This is a genomic window from Arthrobacter gyeryongensis, assembly GCF_039543785.1.
Lineage (GTDB): Bacteria > Actinomycetota > Actinomycetes > Actinomycetales > Micrococcaceae > Arthrobacter > Arthrobacter gyeryongensis.
In genome coordinates, this window is the sequence record NZ_BAABKK010000038.1 from 131,013 (window position 1) to 149,773 (window position 18,761).

17 protein-coding genes are annotated in these 18,761 nt (G+C 61.8%); 8 read left to right on the forward strand and 9 right to left on the reverse strand.

Translation table 11 applies throughout. From position 1 onward, the window contains the following. Positions 1-83: 83 nt before the first annotated feature. Both ABEA18_RS23420 and ABEA18_RS23425 read left to right on the forward strand, forming a co-directional pair. Positions 84-962: an SMP-30/gluconolactonase/LRE family protein gene (locus ABEA18_RS23420; RefSeq protein ID WP_345453455.1), complete on the forward strand. Its 879-nt coding sequence runs from the start codon at positions 84-86 to the stop codon at positions 960-962. An 85-nt stretch (positions 963-1,047) separates the two neighbouring features. Next, positions 1,048-2,058, forward strand: coding sequence for a 2-hydroxyacid dehydrogenase (locus ABEA18_RS23425; RefSeq protein ID WP_345453458.1), 1,011 nt, complete (start codon positions 1,048-1,050; stop codon positions 2,056-2,058). 532 nt (positions 2,059-2,590) lie between these two features. On the opposite strand, the gene ABEA18_RS23430 is transcribed toward ABEA18_RS23425, so the two are convergent. The 5 genes from ABEA18_RS23430 to ABEA18_RS23450 all read right to left on the reverse strand — a co-directional run bounded on the left by ABEA18_RS23430 (position 2,591) and on the right by ABEA18_RS23450 (position 8,856). Beyond that, complete coding sequence (locus ABEA18_RS23430; RefSeq protein ID WP_345453461.1) at positions 2,591-3,694, reverse strand: ABC transporter permease; 1,104 nt, start codon at positions 3,692-3,694, stop codon at positions 2,591-2,593. 66 nt (positions 3,695-3,760) lie between these two features. Further along, a complete protein-coding gene (locus tag ABEA18_RS23435) occupies positions 3,761-5,326 on the reverse strand; it encodes a sugar ABC transporter ATP-binding protein (RefSeq protein ID WP_345453464.1) in 1,566 nt (521 codons plus the stop codon). A gap of 54 nt (positions 5,327-5,380) precedes the next feature. Beyond that, positions 5,381-6,418 (reverse strand): sugar ABC transporter substrate-binding protein, encoded by a 1,038-nt coding sequence (locus tag ABEA18_RS23440; RefSeq protein ID WP_345453467.1) that lies wholly within the window; start codon positions 6,416-6,418, stop codon positions 5,381-5,383. A 120-nt stretch (positions 6,419-6,538) separates the two neighbouring features. Beyond that, the gene (locus ABEA18_RS23445; protein WP_345453470.1) at positions 6,539-8,200 is read right to left on the reverse strand and encodes a GMC family oxidoreductase; all 1,662 of its coding nucleotides are present in this window, start codon (positions 8,198-8,200) and stop codon (positions 6,539-6,541) included. A 2-nt stretch (positions 8,201-8,202) separates the two neighbouring features. Beyond that, positions 8,203-8,856: a gluconate 2-dehydrogenase subunit 3 family protein gene (locus tag ABEA18_RS23450; RefSeq protein WP_345453472.1), complete on the reverse strand. Its 654-nt coding sequence runs from the start codon at positions 8,854-8,856 to the stop codon at positions 8,203-8,205. A 530-nt stretch (positions 8,857-9,386) separates the two neighbouring features. On the opposite strand from ABEA18_RS23450, the gene ilvD reads away from it, so the two are divergent. The 3 genes from ilvD (at position 9,387) to ABEA18_RS23465 (ending at position 11,791) form a co-directional block, all read left to right on the forward strand. Further along, entirely contained in the window at positions 9,387-11,093 is a 1,707-nt protein-coding gene (gene ilvD, locus ABEA18_RS23455) for a dihydroxy-acid dehydratase (RefSeq protein WP_345453475.1), read from the forward strand. Between the two features lie 172 nt (positions 11,094-11,265). Beyond that, positions 11,266-11,478, forward strand: coding sequence for a hypothetical protein (locus ABEA18_RS23460; protein ID WP_345453477.1), 213 nt, complete (start codon positions 11,266-11,268; stop codon positions 11,476-11,478). A 175-nt stretch (positions 11,479-11,653) separates the two neighbouring features. Then, positions 11,654-11,791, forward strand: a complete 138-nt coding sequence (locus tag ABEA18_RS23465) for a response regulator (RefSeq protein WP_345453479.1) — start codon at positions 11,654-11,656, stop codon at positions 11,789-11,791. A gap of 202 nt (positions 11,792-11,993) precedes the next feature. Here the strand turns inward: ABEA18_RS23465 and ABEA18_RS23470 are convergent, their stop codons facing one another. Next, complete coding sequence (locus ABEA18_RS23470) at positions 11,994-13,079, reverse strand: ATP-binding protein (RefSeq protein ID WP_345453482.1); 1,086 nt, start codon at positions 13,077-13,079, stop codon at positions 11,994-11,996. A gap of 365 nt (positions 13,080-13,444) precedes the next feature. Between ABEA18_RS23470 and ABEA18_RS23475 the strand changes: the two genes are divergently transcribed. From ABEA18_RS23475 to ABEA18_RS23485, 3 genes are all read left to right on the forward strand, one after another. Next, positions 13,445-15,592, forward strand: coding sequence for an amylo-alpha-1,6-glucosidase (locus ABEA18_RS23475; RefSeq protein ID WP_345453485.1), 2,148 nt, complete (start codon positions 13,445-13,447; stop codon positions 15,590-15,592). A gap of 172 nt (positions 15,593-15,764) precedes the next feature. Next, positions 15,765-15,944 (forward strand): PDDEXK nuclease domain-containing protein, encoded by a 180-nt coding sequence (locus ABEA18_RS23480; protein ID WP_345453798.1) that lies wholly within the window; start codon positions 15,765-15,767, stop codon positions 15,942-15,944. Then, a complete protein-coding gene (locus tag ABEA18_RS23485; RefSeq protein ID WP_345453488.1) occupies positions 15,908-16,060 on the forward strand; it encodes a hypothetical protein in 153 nt (50 codons plus the stop codon). Before ABEA18_RS23480 ends, ABEA18_RS23485 begins: the two co-directional genes overlap by 37 nt. 313 nt (positions 16,061-16,373) lie before the next feature. Here the strand turns inward: ABEA18_RS23485 and ABEA18_RS23490 are convergent, their stop codons facing one another. The 3 genes from ABEA18_RS23490 to ABEA18_RS23500 all read right to left on the reverse strand — a co-directional run bounded on the left by ABEA18_RS23490 (position 16,374) and on the right by ABEA18_RS23500 (position 18,760). Next, positions 16,374-16,721: a DUF202 domain-containing protein gene (locus ABEA18_RS23490; RefSeq protein WP_345453491.1), complete on the reverse strand. Its 348-nt coding sequence runs from the start codon at positions 16,719-16,721 to the stop codon at positions 16,374-16,376. A gap of 3 nt (positions 16,722-16,724) precedes the next feature. Next, positions 16,725-17,123, reverse strand: coding sequence for a YidH family protein (locus ABEA18_RS23495; RefSeq protein ID WP_345453494.1), 399 nt, complete (start codon positions 17,121-17,123; stop codon positions 16,725-16,727). Between the two features lie 206 nt (positions 17,124-17,329). Further along, complete coding sequence (locus tag ABEA18_RS23500) at positions 17,330-18,760, reverse strand: MFS transporter (RefSeq protein ID WP_345453497.1); 1,431 nt, start codon at positions 18,758-18,760, stop codon at positions 17,330-17,332. Between the last annotated feature and the right edge of the window lies 1 nt (position 18,761).

Here is an 18,761-nt window from a genome sequence, read left to right on the forward strand (position 1 = left end):
ACCTTGGTGTCGCGCTTCCAGCTGCGCGGCACCAGGGCCCCTGACCGCACCGGATCAAAAACCCTGTCTGGAGATTCCTAATCATGAAAAGCAGGCAGGTCGACATTGCCATCGACGCCAGCGCCGATCTTGCCGAGGGACCGTGGTGGGACGAGCAGCGGCAGGAACTCCTGTGGGTTGACATCTTCGCCGGCAGGATCCATATGCTTAACCCCGCATCGGGTCTGGACCGCAGCATCGATGTCGGCCAACCGATTGGCATGGTCGCTCGTCGCCAGTCGGGGGGACTGGTGTGCGCTGTACGCGACGGGATCGGTTTCATCCACCCTGACGGGAACGCCTTCGAGCTCGCCGTCCCCATTGAGTCAGCTGTTCCCGGTAATCGGATGAATGACGGCGCCTGCGACCCCGCCGGACGTCTCTGGGCAGGGACAATGGCAACGGACCTCTCACCATCGGCCGGGAGCCTCTACCGGATCAGCAGCACTCTCCAGGTCACACCGGTACTCCCGAACGTTTCCATCTCAAACGGCCTGGACTGGTCCCCCGATGGCCAAACCTTCTACTTCACCGATTCGACCACCAAAAGGCTGGATGCCTACGATTTCGATATCGATACGGGCGAGATCAGCAACGGCCGCGTTCTGGTGGATCTGCCTGATCCTGTCGCCACGCCGGACGGAATGGCGGTCGATACCGAGGGAACCATTTGGGTGGCCATGTGGGACGGGGGTTGTGTCCAGCGCTTCAGCAACGAAGGCGTGTTGCTGGAAACACTCGACCTGCCAGTTATCAGGCCTACGAGTGTCGCCTTCGGCGGCCCCGCTCTCAATCAGTTATTCATCACCTCCGCCCGCAACGGGCTTACGCCCCGGCAGCTACAAGACCAGCCCCATGCAGGTGCAATCTTCGTCCTGGAGCCGGGCGTGACGGGAAGATCCCCATACTCTTTCCGCGGCTAGGCGGCACCATCTCGGGAGCCAGTACCGGTGCCGCGGAGGTACCCGCTGATGTGCATGTTCAGGAAGAGCCGCAGGAAACGACACTGTGAAAATCGTCATCGCCGACCCCAACCTCATCGTCCACCGCCCCGCCTTTGAAAGGGGCCTTGCTCCGGGAACGGTCATCTCCTGGCACAGATCCTGGGATGATCCCGACGTGCTGCCCGCGCTCGGGGACGCCGATGTTTTCGTCGGACCGCGCCTGACCAAGTCAATGGGAGCAGCGGCCAACAGACTCCGGCTGATTCATACCGCCGGGGCAGGCTTCGACGGCATCGAGTCGGAGGCCCTCCACACGGGGGCTGTGTGCGCGAACACCTTCCACCATGAAGGATCGGTCGCCGAATACGTGGCCTCCGTCCTCGTTGCGCTCCGGCGCGACCTCATCGTCCAGGACGCAGCCTTGCGGGACGGCAACTGGCGCTCGAGCGTCTATTGCCGACGCGCGCGCCAACCCAAAACGCTGCGGGGAGCGGTTGTGACATTCCTCGGCTTTGGTCATATCGGGGCCGCCTCATGGAAGCTCCTGCAATCCTTCGGCGCCGAAGGCGTCGCCATCACCCGGTCAGGATCAGTCGACGCGAAAGCGCACGGGCTCCGCTGGGCCGGGTCGAACGAGCACTTGCCCCAAGCCCTGACTGAATCTGACGTTCTCGTGATCAGCACCCCTCTGACACCGGAGACCACTGGGATCATCGGAGCAGCCCAGCTGGACGCACTGGGACCCGAAGGCCTCTTGGTCAATGTGGCACGCGGGCCCGTTGTGCAGGAAGAAGCACTTTATGCCGCATTGAAACATCACCGCATAGCCGGAGCGGCCATTGATGTCTGGTACCGGTATCCCGCAGCCGATGGCCGCGGTAAACCAAGCACGCTGCCGTTCGAATCTTTGGACAACGTCGTCATGACGCCCCACTCCTCAGCTGTCACCGAGGAAACCTTCAGAGGACGATCCCAGGAGATCATTGAAAATATCAACCGACTCGCCGCTGGCCGACCAGTGCGGAATGTCGTGATGGCGGGCTCGATTCGGCCAGCTGTAGACCCGGCACCATGAAACGTGGAAGGTGCCGCGAAACCGGCAGATCCGGACATCAGTGAACGAGCCTGCAATGCCCGCCGGTGTTCCTGAGCACTACGGGCGGCGCTTATCCACTAGATTACCAACGCCGTGTGGTTGCCGAAGCGGACGCGGCGGGAAACTACATGCAGGTTGATCATTACCTACCTCGGCCCTGAACCACTATGCCGAGAGAATCCCGCTGCCGGCGCCGGTTCCAGGGGCCGATCCGCCCACCAAGGACCGGCGGCACCCGCCTCCGCATCACAATATCGTTGCCGGTCACCCGCAGTGGCCGCCCTGCCCCGTCTGCCGAAGACCTCGTCCGGCGAGTAGCTAACCTGCTGGACCAGGAGCACGGTACCCCTGGCACAGGAGACGACTGTACTCCCGACGGGATGCCGGGCTACGTCTGACGAATTTTCGGGGCTGCCGCCGCCCCGGGCTTCCTGCTCCTGCGGTACGTGGAAGCATCTGGTTGTCAGGCTATTGCCGCTTTCGGTAATGGCTGTAGGGGCCCCGTGCCCGGCTACCTCTTCAAAGGTTGCAACTCGTCCTGTGATTCCGCGGCCAAGGGGTCCGGATGTCGGGAAGGGCCAGGCCCTTTCCTCCGATTTTTGAATGTGTCCCGCATCCTCTGCCTAAGGCTGAGCCCTGCGCCGGAGGTGAAGTAAACCGCGACGAGAATCAGGGCTCCCTTGATCAGGAGCTGGCCTTGGACAGGCATGCTGATCAGATCCAGGATGTTGGAGATCGTTCCGATGAGCAGTCCGCCGAAGACAGCCGCAAGCGGCGTGCTCGTCCCGCCGAAGAGGGAAGCGCCACCGACGACCGCCGCCGCAATGGAGTTCAGCGCCAGGTCACTGCCCAGCAGCGAGTTGCCCTCGTGCAACTGGGCGGCCAGCATCAAACCGGCGAGGCCGGCCAGCAAACCTGACAGCAGGTAGGCGGTTATTATGTCTCTGTTGACGGGGAGCCCCGAGAGGCGTGCTGCCTGGGGATTACCGCCCAATGCGTACAGTCTCCGGCCGAAAACGCTCCACCTCATGAGTGCAGCAGCGGCCAGAGTCACAACCACGAAGATGATCACCTCGGAGCGGAACGGTCCTATAGTGCCGGCGAAGATGGCGACGAAGCCGTTGTTATTAATGGGCACCAGGGTGCCGTTTTGAACGAGGAAGGCGATGCCTTGCACGACGCTGGTCATGCCCAAGGTTGCGATAAAGGGCGTGATCCTTCCGTACACGACCAACATCCCATTGACGAGTCCTACGGCGGAACTGACGGCAATCGAGATGCCGATAACCGCCGCCACGGGAAGGCCATCACGCAGTAGTACGGCTGTCATCACCGTCGTCAGGGCTGTTGTTGCGCCTACAGACAGGTCAATTCCGGCTGTCACAATGACGAGAAACTGGCCGACGGCGACCACCGACAGGACGGCGATCGTCAGGACGATACTGCTGATGTTGCGGCTGGTCAGGAAGTAGGGGGAGACCGCGGATCCTGCAATCAGGATCGCGGCGACGGCCATCAGGAGAACGCCCTTGCTTTTCACGACTCCGAGGAGGGGCGTAAAGACGGGTTCCCTGGTATGCGGCCGTTTCGCCGCTGTTTCTTCTGCTTTGATCATCAAATTGACTCCATTGTCATCACTATTAGTGCCCTGGGTGGGCCGGCGTCATACGTGGGTGGGCATCTACCTGAGCAGCGACATCACCTGGTTGAGGTCAGTATCATGCTGATCAAACTCAGCAACGACGGCGCCGCGTCCCATGACGTAGATTCTGTGGCACATGAGCGCCTCTTCAATTTCAGAACTGAAGACGATGACTGACCCCCCGGCAGCCAGGAACGCGTTAATTTCCTTATAGATGTCTTCCCGGGCAGCCACATCGATTCCCCGGGTAGGCTCGCTCAGCAACAAGACTTTCGCGTCGGCCGTTAGCCACTTTCCCACGACGACTTTTTGCTGATTGCCGCCGCTCAAACGTCCCACCTGCTGGCCGCTGCCCTGACACTTTACTTTCAGGGTTTTGATGGCCTCGTCGGCTATCCGTTTCTCCAGTTTCCGTTGCACCCAGCCGTGGGGTGCTATCCTCCGGAGATTGGCCATCGAGAAGTTCTCGCCCAGATCCATGTTGAGGACCAGGCCTTGGGTTTTCCGATCATCGGGCACCCACCCGACGCCGGCAGCAATAAGCGCCCGGGGATTCACCGTCCGCAACCGCTTCCCGTCAACGTAGACATGGCCCGAGGAGAATTTCCGGTCACCGAACAGGCAGGCGGCAAGTTCAGACTGCCCGCTGCCCACCAATCCGGTCACCGCTATGGATTCGCCCGGTCTGACCCTAAGTGTTACATCGTCAAGAAGCTCCGGATCGGTAAGATTCCGGACCTCAAATGCGGGGTGAGCGCCCTCCGGGAAGCGTTCACGCGTCGCTTGCGCAAAGTTCCATTTCCTCGAGGGTTCGAGCAGAGATCCACGTGATGGTTCCTGTGTTGGCTCCAGGGAGCTGACCGGGTCCGTCCCGAGCATCTTCCGCACGGCCTCCTGACGGGGCAGGGAAGCCGTCCTCTCCGTCATCACATGCTTGCCGTCGCGCAGCACCATGATGTGGTCGCAGATTTCGTACATCTCATCGATCCGATGCGAAATGTAGATGATCCCTGTTCCCTCCTTCTTCAATTTCCTGAGGAGCGCAAACAGTTTGGTCACATCGGGTGCGGGAAGCGTTGCTGTCGGTTCGTCCAGCAGCAGTATCCTGGCTTTCTGCCTCAGCGCCTTAGCGATGAGAACAACCTGCTTTTGCGCCGCGGTCAGTTGGTCGGCCGGAGCCCGGACATCGAGATCAAAGCCCAAGGCGGTGATGGCCTGTTGGGCTTCCTTGAAGAGGGCTCTGCGGTCGAGGACCGCCCCCTTGTGTGGCAAGTTCGACAGGCAGAGGTTCTCGGCCACGCTCATCTGAGGGACGAGAATGATTTCCTGGTGAATGGTGGCTATGCCAGCGTTTTGGGCCTCGTGGGTTGAATGGAAATCAGCCGGCGCACCGTCCAAGAACATCAGACCCTGGGAAGGGTTTTCAACCCCTGAAATTATTTTGATCAGCGTCGACTTCCCTGCACCATTCTGGCCCAGGAGTCCGACCGCTTCTCCGGCAAGAATGTCAAGATCAATGTTTGTCAGTACCTGGACGTCCGAATACTTTTTTGAAATCCCGCGCAGGCTTAGCGCGGCCACCTGCGTGCCACTTGATTCATGCATGTTCCCGTCCCTCATCTCCTCGCTTGAGCTGTCAGATTCGGTTTGAACCCCCCGTCAGTAGTCCGCATCGCTCTTGTAGTACGAGGCGGCGTTGTCGTGCGTGATGAGGGTTGGTTTGACGAAGAACTTGTTACCAGGGCACGCGGTGTTTTTGTCTTCACCCTTCAGGGCCTTGTCCAGCATTTGCGCCGCGATCATTCCCTGTTGCGCGGGGAGGTTCGCAACTGTAGCGATGACAGGGGAGTTCGGATCATCCTTCATCTGCTTGACCACCTTCATCTGCCCGTCATAGCTGGCAATCGAGACTTTGCCCCACATGTTCACTGATGTGAGTGCCTGCTGAACACCGGGCAGCATGGAATCCGTACCGACGAACATGGCGTCCAGATCCGGGTTCCCGGTCGCAACGGAACTAACCGGGGCAACCGCCGTATCGGCGGCCCACTTCCCGTAGACATTCTCGAGGTACTGGGCCGGGGGAGCCCCTGCGACCGAGGCGTACCCAGCCTTGAATCCGGCCTCGCGGTTGGCAGAGTTGGTGTCCCCTGGAAATCCGAGGACCAGAAGAATCTTGACAGGCTTAGTTGCACCGTGCTTGGCCTTCATTACCCGAGCCGTCTCGGCGCCGACCAGACCAGCGTTGACCTTTTCGTCTTCGGTAACGTAGCAGTAGCTGTCAGCCAGCAGGTCAGGTGTGACCCCGGCGTTGACCAAGACAAAGGGGATTTTTTCATCCTTTAGGCGGGAAAGATTGCTTGAGAGTGCCTGCGGATCCGTGGGATTGATGATCAGGCCGGCAACGCCTTTGGTGATGAAGTTAGACAGTTGCGCGTTCTGGGTTACCGGATCACCGCCGCCGCTGACTACTTCCAGATCGTGTCCGAGTTGTTTAGCTTCATCGGTTGCACCCTTGGCGTTGACTTCGTACCAGCCGTTGCCGAAGTTTCCCTGGGCGAAGCCGATTTTTGTCGGCCCCGCCGCTCCGGAGGGCCCGGTGCCGCCTCCTGCGCAGGCGGTTGTCAGGAGGATCGGAATCGTAAGTAGGGCGATTTTTGTGCTCAGCCGGTTAGCCGCTCTTTTTCGGACGGACATTCTGACTCCTTCGTCATGTGTGTGGTCAGGTGTGCTGCAAGCAGGGACCTGCTTGCAGCCTTTGTTGGAGCAGGGCCGTGCGGGGAGACCGGCCCTGCTGCAAGGACAGGTGGTTCCGGATCAGAACCCCGGGGCGTCCGCGTTGCTGGGAGTCTTGTGCTGCCCGACGATTTCAGGGAAGCGGCGCTTGATGTACTCTGCGGCGCGTACGGCGACGGCCTGGAGCGTGCTGGTGGGGTTGACTGCGGCGCCGGTCGTCAGGGAGCTGGCGTCCGTGATGAACAGATTGGGTACGTCCCAGGTCTGGTTCCACTTGTTCGTGACGGAATCTTCCGGCGTGTTGCCCATGCGGCAGGTACCCATGATGTGCCAGCCCGGGGGAGGGCCGTCCACTCCTCCGATTCCGGTACTGGCACTGTCGATGACGGTGCCGGCAGCCTGAGCCGCTTCATGGGCGCGGGCGCGTCCCCATTCGATCAGTTTCCGGTCGTTCTCGTGGAGGTCATAGTGAACTTGAGGAACCGGGAGCCCGGATGAGTCGACGACGTCGTTGTCGAGTGTCACGCGGTTGGTGGCGACAGGAAGGTCCTCTCCCTGGACGTAAACAAGTGCATGCCGGGCAAAATGATTATTGAAGAATTCCCTGTGGTTCTCGCCCCATGGGGCCATGTTGCCTGTGTTGGTTCCCAATGCACTGTTGGCCGGACCCAGAGCGGTGCCGACTTGCAACGAAAAGCCGTTCACGAAGCCGCGATCGGTCTTCGTGTTATAGAACTCCTGGGAATATGAAACGGCCGGTTCCGGTCCCTTGAATCCGTCGAGGGGCTCGTCGAACCAGAAATCTTCGAAGGACCAGCTGTGGAACATCAGGTGCCGTCCGACCATGCCGTTGCTGTTTGCGAGACCGTCGGGGTGGCCGGCTTGTGCCGACATGAGAAGCAGCCTGGGGGTGCCGATGGCGTTGGCAGCCATGACGACGATCTTTGCCTTCACCTCATGACGTTCTCCGGTGAGGCGGTCGATGTAGGTCGCCCCGGTTGCCTTGCCGTCTTTTACATTGACCCGCTCGACGCGGGCGTTGGGGCGCAGGTCCACGCCGTTGCGGATGGCTTGGGGCCAGTAGGTGACATCGGTAGATGCGATGGACCCGCGGGGGCAGCCCCCGAGGCAGAATCCGCAGTCGTTACACGCAAGCCTGGTGTCTTTTTCCCTCGTCAGGATGGCGTTGTCGGCAGGCCACCAATGCCAACCCAGTTTGTCGAATCCGGCACCCATCTTGTTGCCGATTTTGCCGCCCTTGCTGGCGGGCCCCCAACCTTCGGGCCGTGGAGGGTTGCCGGGGTCGCCGGTTCGGCGGGCGACCCCGATCTCGGCGTCGTTGATGGCGTAGAAGGGCTCAAGGTCCTCGTAGCTGATGGGCCAGTCAATGGTGCCTTCAACTCCGTGCTCGGTGCCTTTGCGAAAGTCAACGGGCTTGAAGCGCGGCCAGGCTCCGGCATAATGCAGGGTCGACCCACCGACACCGTTCATCATCATCGGTGCCGCGTTTCCGGTGGTCGGGTAGTCCTCCGGAAATTTCCGGACGTTTGAATGCCAGTCCCAGGACCGGACCCGTTCCAGCTCCCATGAGTCGTACATGTGCGGATGGTCCAAAGGGTGCAGCCAGTCGCCCTGCTCAAGACAGATCACCTTAAAGCCGTCATCACTTAGGCGCTTACTGACTGCAGCACCGCCTGCACCGGCTCCGATCACCAGCACATCGGTTTCATTGCTTCTCTTCATGCTCAAACCTGGCTTTCCTGGAGGGGCGTTGCATCTGACTTCAGTAAGTCCGCCGGTACGTCCACCGGACGTACGTCTTCGGTTCGGGTGTAGGTGCCCTGGACGCGGCTAAGCAGCTGTTCATCCCAGTCATCCATCGTGTCCGAATAGCCAAACGGCTGCGGGGAGTTCCTCAGGTCCTTGCCCGCTTCGAGGTTCGCGTTGATGGCCGTGATGACAGCAGGACGAGAGTAGTAGGCGTAATACGTCAGGTCGCGGATCCTGGTAAAAAAGAACTCCTCCGTCTTCTCCAGTGTCTGGAGGGTCTCTACCTGCGCCTCCGGTGATGACCGGACAAATTCCTCACCGAGAGCGTCAAGGCGTGCCTGGAACTCCGACTCTCCGATGAAGGGAAACCACTTCGGTTCCTGGCCTTCGGGCGCGATATAGCGGCGGAAGAAGGAAACTACATCGACGTCGCTTGGCGCCGGAAATCCTTCCCCGCCGGGTATTAGTCGGTCAGTCATAGCGTTCAGTACTGAAGTCTGGGTTGGGGTGATGGAAATTCCCGGAAGCCAGCCTCCGATAGGTGGTTTCTCTGCCCGGAAGCGTGAACGCGGATCGCGGTCAGCACTTGGCGGTCGGTTGGTGTTCAAGATGATATCCATGTGTTGCATCCTTTCTCGGGTCGAAATCGCTAGACGGTGGGGAGCCCGGAAGCCGTGCACTCTCTTCAAGCGCGCGCACCGAGCAGACCTAAGATGCGCTGATTTTGGTCCTCAAGGCTTTCGCCAAACGAACAAAAGCTAAATGGTCTCGGAGGGGCTCCCTCGGGGACGCCACTTTTGAGGGAACGCGAGAACATCGTCGTCTCTCCTCTAAGCAAGCGTGTTCGCAGCTTCACACCGCAAGGAGGTCGGGCTACCTTGTGACCATTGTCACCGGGTCATCGGGTGGTCTGACTATCTCATGACTATTTTTTCCACGTCAAGGACCTCCCAGAGAATCTGCTGGCGGGGCGAGTCAAACCACACGAGATGCGGCCTACCAGCCCACTCAGCGCTACATGTCCTTCGGACGCGTCGTGGTTTGTGCTGTAAGGCCGGCTTGACCATGGAGGAAAAATCGTGGAATAGTCGCCAGTGGTCAGGACACCTGATAAGACAATGCCCTTCCCTAGACGCCGCTATCTGAGAGGTGGACCCCATTGAATAACCCGACGAGCACGCCCGACGTAAAGCCGCGGAGCCGGGTCGTAACGGACGGCATCCATGCCGCCCCCGCGCGAGGCATGTTCCGGGCCGTAGGCATGGGCGATGACGACTTCGCCAAGCCCCAAATCGGTGTCGCGAGCTCGTGGAACGAAATTACGCCGTGCAACCTCTCGCTGAACCGACTCGCCCAGGGCGCCAAGGAAGGCGTTCACGCCGGCGGTGGTTTCCCCATGCAGTTCGGCACCATCTCGGTTTCGGACGGCATTTCAATGGGCCACGAGGGCATGCACTTTTCCCTTGTTTCGCGTGAAGTCATTGCAGACTCCGTTGAAACCGTCATGCAGGCTGAGCGCATCGACGGCTCCGTTTTGCTGGCCGGCTGCGACAAGTCTCTCCCGGGCATGCTGATGGCCGCCGCGCGCCTGGACCTCGCCAGCGTGTTCCTTTACGCCGGCTCCATCATGCCGGGCTGGGTCAAGCTTGAGGACGGTTCGGAGAAGGAAGTCACCCTCATTGACGCCTTCGAAGCCGTCGGCGCGTGCGCTGCCGGCAAGATGAGCATGGAAGACCTCACCCGCATCGAGAAGGCCATCTGCCCGGGTGAAGGCGCCTGCGGTGGCATGTACACGGCCAACACCATGGCAGCCATCGGCGAAGCCCTCGGCATGTCGCTGCCGGGCTCGGCTGCCCCGCCCTCGGCAGACCGCCGTCGTGATGACTTTGCCCGCAAGTCCGGCGAGGCAGTGGTCAACCTGCTCCGCCTCGGCATCACCGCCCGGGACATCATGACCAAAAAGGCGTTCGAGAACGCCATCGCCGTCACCATGGCCTTCGGCGGGTCCACCAACGCCGTCCTGCACCTGCTTGCGATCGCCCGGGAAGCCGAGGTCGAACTGACCCTGGACGACTTCAACCGCATCGGCGACAAGATCCCGCACCTGGGCGACCTCAAGCCCTTCGGCCGCTACGTCATGACCGACGTCGACAAGATCGGCGGCGTGCCGGTCATCATGAAGGCACTGCTCGACGCCGGGCTGCTGCACGGCGACTGCCTGACGGTTACCGGCAAGACCCTTGCCGAGAACCTGGCCTCCATCAACCCGCCGGACCTCGACGGCAAGATCCTGCGCGCCCTGGACAACCCGATCCACAAGACCGGCGGCATCACCATCCTGCACGGCTCCATGGCGCCGGAAGGGGCCGTCGTCAAGAGCGCCGGCTTCGACGCCGATGTCTTCGAAGGCACCGCCCGAGTGTTTGAGCGCGAGCAGGGCGCCCTCGACGCGCTGGACAAGGGTGGAATCAAGGCCGGGGACGTCGTCGTGATCCGCTACGAAGGCCCCAAGGGCGGTCCGGGCATGCGTGAAATGCTCGCCATCACCGGCGCCATCAAGGGTGCGGGGCTCGGCAAGGACGTGCTCCTGCTCACAGATGGCCGCTTCTCCGGGGGCACCACCGGCCTGTGCATCGGCCACGTTGCGCCAGAAGCCGTCGACGGCGGCCCCATCGCCTTCGTCAAGGACGGCGACAAGATCCGTGTGGACATCGCCGCCCGTTCGTTCGACCTCCTGGTGGACGAAGCCGAGCTCGAAGCCCGCAAGGAAGGTTGGGTGCCGCCGCCGGCCAAGTTCACCAAGGGCGTCCTCGCCAAGTACGCCAAGCTCGTCCACAGCGCCTCCACCGGCGCATACTGCGGCTAGAAACCGAACCTGGAATTGACATTCGGCTGCTTTGACCAGACTGACCCATCTTCCTGTTGGCCCCCGTGCGCCGCTGCCGCGCTCTGAGTGGACCGCAGCCGGGGGTCGCGGAGCGAGGGTCGATTCTTAGCGCACACCCGCCACACAATCCAGCCAGCGGAAGGCTAAATCCATGAAAACTACTGAACTCACAATCGCGGTCATCGCGGCAGACCGTGCCGGCATGCAACGCGAGCTCGACGAAGCTGTGAATGTCGCGGTGGCCAAGGCAATGCAAGACCAGCGTTGTGGAATTCTCGTGACCCGACACGGTTTCAAGCGCTTCACGGTCACCCTCACTGATGCTGTTCCCTTCGGCCTGACGAGGGAACATCAGGACTGGTGAACCGACCGAGGCAGGCCGCGTTGGTAGGCCTTCGTCATCCCGAAAATCTAGGCCCCTGTCCTCACACGGCCTCAACTAACCTCTCTGGGCAGTACAACTAGCAATCAAGGCCTCGCGAAAGCTCGTCACCGCGCGGGGCACAGTTCAACAAGCCATAGAAAAGGCGCGGCGCTAAATGGAAAATCAACAGGTCTGCCTGGTCTTCGAAAATGATGACGACGTCCGCTTGCTGATCACGGTTGTGCTAAGTAGCGCCGGCCTCGAGGTCCACGCTGTCGGGTCAGGAACTTGCGGAATTGCTGCCGCTGCCTAAATTATGGAAACCTGCATTAGACGCAGGATACCTGCGGTGGCAGGCGATCCAAGGGACAAACTAACTTCTAGCGTTCTACGATCGTCATCGCCCTAAGGCCACTCTTACCTGCAAAAATGCCAATTTCCTTCATCCACGGAAGTTCTCGCAGCTACTGCTACCCCCGTACTTTTAAACGCCGATAATGGACGTTCTGTCAATCTTACTCTCGGAGGTATTGGCGGAGTCCGGGGATTGCGAAGTCCACTTTGCCGTAGCCTGCAGACTCGATCAGGCCCGCAGCGATGAGCCTGTTCCGGTACTTGGACACGACGTTGGGCTTGGCCTTGATTATGGCTCCGATCTGGCCGGCTGCAGAGGGGCCATCCTGGGCGGCCATCGCGTCGAGGAACTCGCGGTCTTTGTCAGAAATGTCCGAGAGTGCGGACTCGACGACCACCAAGGTGTTCCGTCTTTGGGCGGCAGCGATCGCATGCTGAACACTGCTCTGGCCCAGTTTCCATCCTGCCTTGTCGGCTTCGAGCCAGAGGTAGTAGCCCACCAGTTGGATCAGGAAGGGATACCCCTCGGTGGCCTCGGCTGCTTCGTTAATGAGGTCGGGGGAGATGCTGATGCCTCCCTGGCTGAAGAGCTCGCTGTACGAGGCGGTGACTTCGGTGATGGCTGCTTCGTGGAGATTGATCCTGTCAGCGCGCCGTAGGAAGGTGGCGACGCCTTCGTTGAGGAGGTCGGATACTGCTGATGGCAGGCCGGCGAAGATCAGGCCGATGGGCAGCCCTTCGCGGATGAAGTGCTGGACGTCGGCGGCCAGTTGCGATATCTCCGTCCTGTCGACGGCATGGATCTCGTCAATGGTGATGACCAGTCCTGTGCCTTGTGCGTCCAGCAGACGCAGCAGTTCATTCCCGATGCGGCGCCAGTCGGCCGCCCGTTCCGGAGGAAGCTGGGTTGTCAGGCCGAACCCTGCCGCGGAAAAGGCTGTAATTTTCCGGGCAGGAGGCCCGTCCCCGAGCTCCTCGAGGAGAGCGAGCATGTCGTCGCCGACTCCGGCCAGGAACCCGGGTGTGGCTGTCCGGGAGATGACGGCCCATCCGTGAGCCCGTGCGATCCCTTCGGCCGCGCTCAACATGACTGTCTTGCCGATACCTCTGGACCCCGTGATGATGGTCAGAAGGCCGGGCGCTCCGGAACCTTGCTGCAGGCCGTACTCGAACTCGTCCAAAAGCCCGGCCCGCCCTACCAATGCAGGGGGAGTCGCTCCGGCCGTCGGCTTGAAGGGGTTCTGCACCAGACCTCCTGGGGGAATGCAGGTGAAACTAGGTGAAAGTGGTGAAAGTGGTGAAACTTCTGCCACAATACGGCAGCGGTGTCGTCCCGGCAAGTCCATGTTCCGGGAGCCGCAGAGGTAAGACGGTAACATCGGGGCCATGACCGGGGAAGCGAATTATGTCGAGCACGCGCTGCAAGTCGGGGCGGGACTTAGGGGGGCCGCGTCATTTCTGGTCCGAGGTTTCCGCCAAGGTGTTCTCTGACAACAGGCTCGGAGTTCCACCGGGTGCACAGCGTGTGCCAAAGGACCCTTGATTCTGCCCACACCGAGGACAATAGTGTTGCATGAGCGACCTCGGTAAATGTTTCGAGGAGGAACGCATAATGTCGGGTTGGAACGCCGACAACGCTGCAGGTCCGGCAGGCGCCGGAGCCGTCACAGTCCTTGATGGGTCCTCGTTTTGTTTGACATCGTCCAACGGTGACATGCTTCCAGGGAGTCCCCACGGCGCATTTTTTCACGATACTCGGTACATAACCGAATGGAACATCAGCGTTGATGACGTCCCGCTCGAAGCGCTTGCGGCTACGGCCCCGGAACCCTTCCGAGCCCTGTTTATCGGCAGGGTAAGCGGCCATGTCGGCATTGCTGACACGCCGTTGCTGATAGAACGGGAAAGAATCATTGGTGCCGGACTTACCGAAACCATCACGATCGAGAATCACCTGGCGGTGCCGAACACCTTCAGGCTCGCACTGACCGTAAGCGCGGACTTCGCCGATCTCTTCGAGGTCAAGGATGGCAGACCTGCCAGCCCCGGGCGGCAGCGTGTCCGGCTGGAGGGCGATAGCCTTCTCCTTGAATGTGAAGGGACCGGCCGAAGTCAAGGGCTTGCCGTCCACGCACCAGGCGCCGCTCTCGAGGCCCACAGACTCATCTTTACTCCCACCATTCCTGCCCACGGGAAGTGGACCCAGACCTTCACAGCCACGCCTTACCTGAACGGGCAGGCGGTGATTTCAACGGCGGCATACGGCACTGCTGAAGTTTCCTCCGAGGCCCGGCAACGCCTCTTCTCCTGGCGGATGTCCATGCCCATCCCCAATCTCGGTGACGCGTCCGTCCAAAATACGATCCTGCGCAGTCAGGAGGATCTCGGTTCACTCCGGATCTTTGACCCGGACCATCCCGACCGCATAGTGGCCGCCGCCGGCGCCCCATGGTTCATGGCCCTGTTCGGGCGTGACAGCCTGATCTCATCCCTCATGTCCCTCCTGCTGGACCCCTCCTTGGCACTTGGCACCCTCCAGACGCTGGCCGACCACCAGGGCATGGAAGTGAACCACGCGACGGAAGAAGAGCCCGGCCGGATCCTCCATGAAGTGCGTCTGGGTACCAGCACTGAGTCCGTCCTGGGTGGCCGCAGTATCTACTATGGAACCGCCGATGCCACCCCGCTGTTCGTAGGCATCCTCAGCGAGCTGGGACGGTGGGGGCTGGAAACGGATGCCGTCCACGCCCTGCTGCCCGCCGCAGACCGCGCGCTTGCCTGGATCGAGAACTATGGGGACCGTGACGGTGACGGATTCGTTGAATACCAGCGGCAAACTGAACACGGGCTGATAAACCAGGGCTGGAAAGATTCGTGGGACGGGATCAATTTCGCCGACGGATCCCTCGCCCAGGGGCCCATAGCACTGTGCGAAGTGCAGGCCTACACATATGGGGCTTATGTGGGGCGAGCCCTCATGGCGCTGGACGACGGCGACACCGAGACCGCGGATCTCTGGACGGCCAAGGCGGTCCGCCTGAAGGAGGCGTTTAATGAGCGCTTCTGGCTGCCGGATCGGGGGTACTTCGCCATCGCCCTGGACGGGGACAAGAAACCTGTGGATGCTCTGGCCTCCAACATGGGTCATTGCCTCTGGATGGGCATCGTGGACACGGACAAGGCAGCACAGGTAGCGGAACGCCTGATGTCCCGGGAAATGTTCACCGGCTGGGGAATCCGCACTCTGGCCAGCACAATGGGTGCCTATAATCCCCTCAGTTATCACAACGGTTCCGTCTGGCCGCATGACAGCGCGCTGGTAGCCCATGGGCTGATGAGATACGGATTCATTAAGGAAGCCCAAAGAATCGCCTACGGACTCTTCGAAGCGGCCGAGCACTTCGGGGGCCGGCTTCCGGAGTTGTTTTGCGGACTGGACCGGACCAGGTTTCCACATCCGGTACCGTACCCTGCGGCTTGCTCACCGCAGGCGTGGGCCGCAGCGGCTCCGATCCACCTGATCCGAATGCTGATGCGCTTCGACCCAGCCCTTCCCTGGAATGAGCTATGGCTGGCACCGGAACTTCCCAACGGCTTCGGGCAGTTCCGAGTTGACAACGTCCCGTTTGCCGGAAGCAGGCTCGCCATCAACATCACCCAGGACTCCATCACAGTGGACGGGCTGCCGGACACCATAAAACTACGGCTCGAACCGCGCCCCGCCCTTCGGGAACTCTTGAACCTAACCAGGATAAAATAACTGCCGAATTGCACACCCAATAGAACAGCACTGATTCAAATCCCCGCCCGGATGACATTGACGTAGGGCTGCTGAAGGCAAGCACCTCACATAATCCACTGTCGGCAGTCTCGGCCGCTGGGGAGTGGCCGGGCCCCAGACCTCCTTAGTGCGATTAACGGGCTACGTTGTCGTGGAACTGAAGGCCGGCAAATTTAGACCGGAGCATCTGGGTCGGCTGAACTTCTACGTCGCCGCAGTCAACGACATGCTCCGGCTGCCCAGGCAGGCTCCAACTGTCGGGATCTGGTGTGCGGGTCCAGGAACGAGCGCACTGTGCGCTACGCTCTCGATGGTTCCGCTCAACCCCTAGCCGTAACGTCCTACACGTACGAGGCAATTCCGGCTGATGAGCAGGCTACCCTGCCGTCTCCGGCCGCCATCATCGCAGCGCTCGAGCAAGACCCGACGAGTGCTCTCGACGCGTGACGAGTTGAAAAATCAGCGCCCAAGCCGCCGTGCGGGCACGACGTCGACCCGGACAAGTCAGGACGAAGTCGCACAAGGTTAGTCGCACACGGCCCGGGCATCTCTCGGAAACGCCGCCGATAAGCGCCCATGTGTCGCCTTGGCCATGCTGGCAAAGGAACTTTTGGATTTAGCCGCCGCGGACGTGCAGCTGCCGCCCTTGGCCGCCAGGCAGAAGGGGTGATGGTGGAGGCAGTGGTGAGGGCGATCGCACTGAAATCTTCGTCACTCGGGCGAAGTAGGAAACCAGGCGCCGGCTAGTCCTCGGTTGAGCTTATTGTTCCGCAGGTAGGAGCAAGACGGTGAAGATTCCCAGTCCGGCGAGGACGACGACGCTCGCTGCGACGGCGGCGGTTGAAGCTATGTCCGGTGTGATGGCTTCCTGGTTGATGCCGTGGATGGCGCGGTGAAAACGTCGCTTGCGGGTGCGGTTGATGGCCAGGGCCGTGAGGACCGAGGCCGCTACGAGGGCGCCGACGAACCAGCCGTGGTGGGGCATCCAGCGAAGGAAGACGGCGGCCGCGGCCATCATGGACAGGGTGGTGCGCCCCCAGGCCAGCTCCGTGCGTTCCGGCTGTAGTCCGGCGTCGCCATGGGGTGGCGTGTAACGTCGCGAAGGCACGGATCAGAGGGGACGAGCGAGGACGAAGACCACCATCATGGCGGCGACGAGGGCTCCGCCGATCGCTAGGATCGGGGCAATCCAAGGCAGCGGAAGCGGGTCCTTGCGACGCATGGAGCGTTCAACATTCAGCCAGCGGAAGAACGACCCGCCGCCAACGAGGAGTGCGAGCACGAGCAGCAGAACGGCGACCGTTTTGCGCAGTTCGGGGCCGAAGAGGTCGGCCATGAAGGCTTCCACGGCGACCCCGCCGGCCAGCAATGCCAACGAGGTGCGGATCCATGCCAGGAACGTGCGTTCGTTTGCCAAAGTGAACCGAGGGTCAGGTTCGGTGCCGCCACGCAGGATCCGTCCCGAGACGCCGGTTCGTCCACCGCCGCTACTGGACTTAATATCCTCCATGGATGATTCCTTCCAAGGTCCATCGTGTGTTCTTCAGCTCAGGCGATGGTGCGGAGGCCGCACTTGTCGGAGGAAGATTCGGGTGTGTTTGATGTCCGGGTCGCAACGCGGTCGCCAAGTCCCTGCCGATGATCAGCAGGGGGTGTTTGCCGTCGAGGACGGCCGCCGGCCGGCTCGGGACCTACGCGCGGTCCGGACCGAGGGGCTCAGGCCCTGGTGCGTGCTTCCAAGTGTGCAGACTTCGCTTCGGCGGTCAGGGTGGGTGCAACAGGCGCGGGGACAACGGCTGCGTCAAGGCCAAGCCGGCGGCGGTCGCGCTGCTGGTTGACGAACACCAGGGCCAGGATGCCGAACGTCAGCATCAGGCCCCCGGCCAGGGCGAAGGCGGCGCGGTAGCCGTCAGCAGGGGTGGCCGCGCCGCCGATCAGGAAGCCCGAGACTGCCGGTGCGAACACGCCGCCGGTGGTGAGGACCGCGTTGGCGATCGAGAGGTTGGCGCCGCGCTGGCCAATGGTGGTCAGTTCTGCCACCACCAGGTATGTGATGGCGAAGAGCGCAGGGGCGGTGCCGAAGCCGAAGACCATGAGGGCGATGGACAGGACCGGGGAGGTGGTCATGGTTGCCCCCACGAGGCAGGCGCCGGCGAAGGCTCCGGAGGCGCCGAGGACCCAGCCGCGGGCCTTCCGCGTGGGAACGCCTTTCAGGTGCAGGCGCTGGGTCAGTGCGCTCAGGCCGACGGTGGCGATGGTGCCCCAGGCGGCGGGCAGGGCGATCATGGTGCCGGACTGCTGCCCGCTGAAGCCCAGGACGTTCTGGAAGTACGCCGGCCCCCAGGACATGGCCAGGGTGAAGGTCCAGTAGCCGAAGAAGGAGGCCAGGACTGCGAAGATCCAGCTCGGGGAGAGGATGGTGCGCCAGTAGCGGACTTTGGTCTCCGCCACCACAGGAGCTTCTTCCGGGGCGATGCCGTCGATGTCCTGCTCTGCCTTCCGGCTGGTGTAGGGGCCTTCCTTGCCCGCGATGAACCAGAAGACGGTCCAGACCAGCCCCACGACGGCGAGCACGGCGAAGGCGGTCTGCCAGCCGAACTGCCCGATCACCCAGGCCAGGACCGGGGCGAACGCCACGATGCCCAGCGTCACGCCGGAGGCCGCCAGTGCCGCGGGGGTAGCGCCCTTCTTCTCCGGGAACCACTTGTAGATGCCGTGCATCAGCACCGGCGCCAGCGGGCCTTCGCCGGCGCCCAGCAGGAGGCGGCTGGCCCAGAGGGCGGGCAGCGACGCGAACAGCAGGATGGGGGCCTGCGCCAGGGACCACAGCAGGCACAGCACCAGCAGGATCCACTTGCTGGACACCTTGTTGGCGATGGGTGCAGCCACGATCTGGGCAACGCCGAAGGTCAGGAACATGGCACTGCCCACCAGGCCGAACTGCTCGGGGGTGATGCCCAGCTGCTTCATCAGAGGCACGGCGGCGATGCCCAGGACTGCCTTGTCGGCCCAGCTGAGCATCATCAGGAAAAGCAGGGTAAAGGTGATGAACCAGCCGTAGCGGTTGCGTCTGGCCCGGGACCAGGTCCGGGGATCGCGGGAGTTCGCAGCGCCGGGCGCGACGCCGGGAAGTGGAGTTGCAGACACA